We start from the raw sequence: 3027 nt of genomic DNA on the forward strand, positions 1-3027 counted from the left end.
GGAAGGATTTTTTCGAGAAACAAGACGCACGGGCTATTAGTACTGGTCAGCTCCACCCCTCACAGGGCTTCCACCTCCAGCCTATCAACGAGGTCGTCTACCTCGGCCCTTCAGGACTTGCGTCAGGGAGAACTTATCTTAAGGCAGGCTTCCCGCTTAGATGCTTTCAGCGGTTATCCCTTCCACACATAGCTACCCTGCTGTGCCGTTGGCACGACAACAGGTCCACCAGTGGTGTGTCCATCCCGGTCCTCTCGTACTAGGGACAGGCCCTTTCAATTCTCCTACGCCCACAGAAGATAGGGACCAAACTGTCTCACGACGTTTTAAACCCAGCTCGCGTACCACTTTAAACGGCGAACAGCCGTACCCTTGGGACCTGCTTCAGCCCCAGGATGTGATGAGCCGACATCGAGGTGCCAAACCGCATCGTCGATGTGAACTCTTGGATGCGATCAGCCTGTTATCCCCGGCGTACCTTTTATCCAATGAGCGATGACCCTTCCATTCGGGATCACCGGATCACTAACACCTACTTTCGTACCTGCTCGAGATGTCTCTCTTGCAGTCAAGCTCCCTTTTGCGTTTGCACTCGACGGCTGGTTTCCAATCAGCCTGAGGGAACCTTTGCATGCCTCCGTTACATTTTGGGAGGCGACCGCCCCAGTCAAACTACCCACCAGACACTGTCCTCTTACCGGGTAACGGCGAAGAGTTAGGGACCTGAACAAACAAGGGTGGTATTTCAACGTTGCCTCCCCCCATACTGGCGTACAGGGTTCACAGGCTCCCACCTATGCTACACATGCAGGCTCAAATCCCAATGTCAAGCTATAGTAAAGGTGCACAGGGTCTTTCCGTCTTTCTGCGGGTACACGGCATTTTCACCGCGACTTCAATTTCACCGAGTCTCTGGCCGAGACAGTGTGGAGATCGTTACGCCATTCGTGCAGGTCGGAACTTACCCGACAAGGAATTTCGCTACCTTAGGACCGTTATAGTTACGGCCGCCGTTTACTGGGGCTTCAATTCGGAGCTTCGCTTGCGCTGACTCCTCCTTTTAACCTTCCAGCACCGGGCAGGCGTCAGTCCGTATACGTCGTCTATACGACTTGGCACAGACCTATGTTTTTAGTAAACAGTCGCCACCACCATTTCTCTGCGGCTTTTCAGGGCTCGACAGAGTGAATCGCTTCACCCTAAAAAGCACCCCTTCTTCCGAAGGTACGGGGTTATTTTGCCGAGTTCCTTGGCCAGAGTTCTCTCGAGCGCCTTGGATTATTCATCCCACCCACCTGAGTTGGTTTCCGGTACGGTTTGCGTGTCCTATACTTAGAAGCTTTTCTAGGCAGCATAGACTCAACAACTTCAGACCTTTCGGTCACGGACTCGTGTCTCAGGATAGAGAGAAGCGGATTTGCCAACTTCTCATCCCTACACACTTGCACCGGGACAACCAGCGCCCGGCTTGCCTATCTTCCTGCGTCCCTTCATCGCGCGAACACACAAGTACGTGAATATTAACACGTTTCCCATCAGCTACGCCTTTCAGCCTCGCCTTAGGGGCCGACTAACTCCGGGAAGATTACCTTTACCCGGAAAACCTTGGGTTTACGGCGAACGGGTTTTTCACCCGTTTTATCGTTACTCATGTCAGCATAATCACTTCTCCACAGTCCAGCATGCCTTACGACACACCTTCAGCCCGTGAAGAACGCTCCCCTACCAGACCGCATACGCGGAATTCAAAGCTTCGGTACTATGCTTAGCCCCGTTACATTTTCGGCGCAACGTCATTAGACCAGTGAGCTATTACGCTTTCTTTAAACGATGGCTGCTTCTAAGCCAACGTCCTGGGTGTCTCTACAACGTCACCACCTTAACCACTGAGCATAGATTTGGAGACCTTAGCTGTTGATCTGGGCTCTTACCCTCTCGACGACGGACCTTAGCACCCGCCGTCTGACTCCCATGGTACATCTGACCGGCATTCTGAGTTTGATAGGGTTTGGTAATCTGGTAGGACCCCTAGCCCTGTCAGTGCTTTACCTCCGGTAGACAATCCATGAGGCTATACCTCAATATATTTCGGGGAGAACCAGCTATCACCGGGTTTGATTGGCCTTTCACCCCTATCCACAAGTCATCCAAACCGTTTTCAGCCGGTATTGGTTCGGTCCTCCACAAGGTTTTACCCTTGCTTCAACCTGCTCATGGATAGATCACCCGGTTTCGGGTCTAATCCGCACTACTCATCGCCCTTATCAGACTCGGTTTCCCTACGGCTCCACTCACGCTTAACCTTGCAGTACAGATTAACTCGCTGACTCATTATGCAAAAGGCACGTGATCACGGAACAAGTCCGCTCTCACAGCTTGTAAGCACCAGGTTTCAGATTCTATTTCACTCCTCTAACAGAGGTTCTTTTCACCTTTCCCTCACGGTACTGGTACACTATCGGTCGTCGGTTAGTACTTAGCCTTGGAAGATGGTCCTCCCGGATTCCCACGAGGTTCCACGTGTCTCGCGGTACTCAGGTACCGGCTGTGTCGCTTTCAGTTTCAGGTACGGGGCTGTCACCCGCTCTGGCAGAGCTTTCCAGCTCATTTCCCCTGCCTACTCATGAATCACATATGCCGGCCCTACAACCCCGGCTGAACGAATCCAGCCGGTTTGGGCTCATCCCATTTCGCTCGCCGCTACTTTGGGAGTCTCGTTTGATTTCTTTTCCTTCAGGTACTGAGATGTTTCACTTCCCTGAGTTGGCGCTGGGCACTTTATGTATTCAAGTACCCGCGACGGAGCATGACCTCCGCCGGGTTTCCCCATTCAGAAATCCCCGGATCATAGAATGTTTAGCTTCTCCCCGAGGCTTTTCGCAGCTTACCACGTCTTTCATCGCCTTCCGACGCCAAGGCATCCACCCGATGCTCTTGTCAACTTGTCTTCTCGAAAAAAACTTCCTTCCATCCCTATTCAATTGTAAAAGAGCAATCACTTTCGTGATGGCCGGATCATATCCGGTT

The 3027-nt window shown here is 52.1% G+C and carries 1 rRNA gene; it reads right to left on the reverse strand.

Features of this window, described 5'->3' with window-relative positions:
• Positions 1–15 precede the first annotated feature (15 nt).
• Positions 16–2948, reverse strand: a 23S ribosomal RNA gene (locus tag ACQRBR_RS12025).
• Between the last annotated feature and the right edge of the window lie 79 nt (positions 2949–3027).

This window comes from Desulfovibrio sp. SGI.133, from assembly GCF_050313955.1.
In the GTDB taxonomy this organism is placed as follows: Bacteria; Desulfobacterota; Desulfovibrionia; order Desulfovibrionales; family Desulfovibrionaceae; genus Desulfovibrio.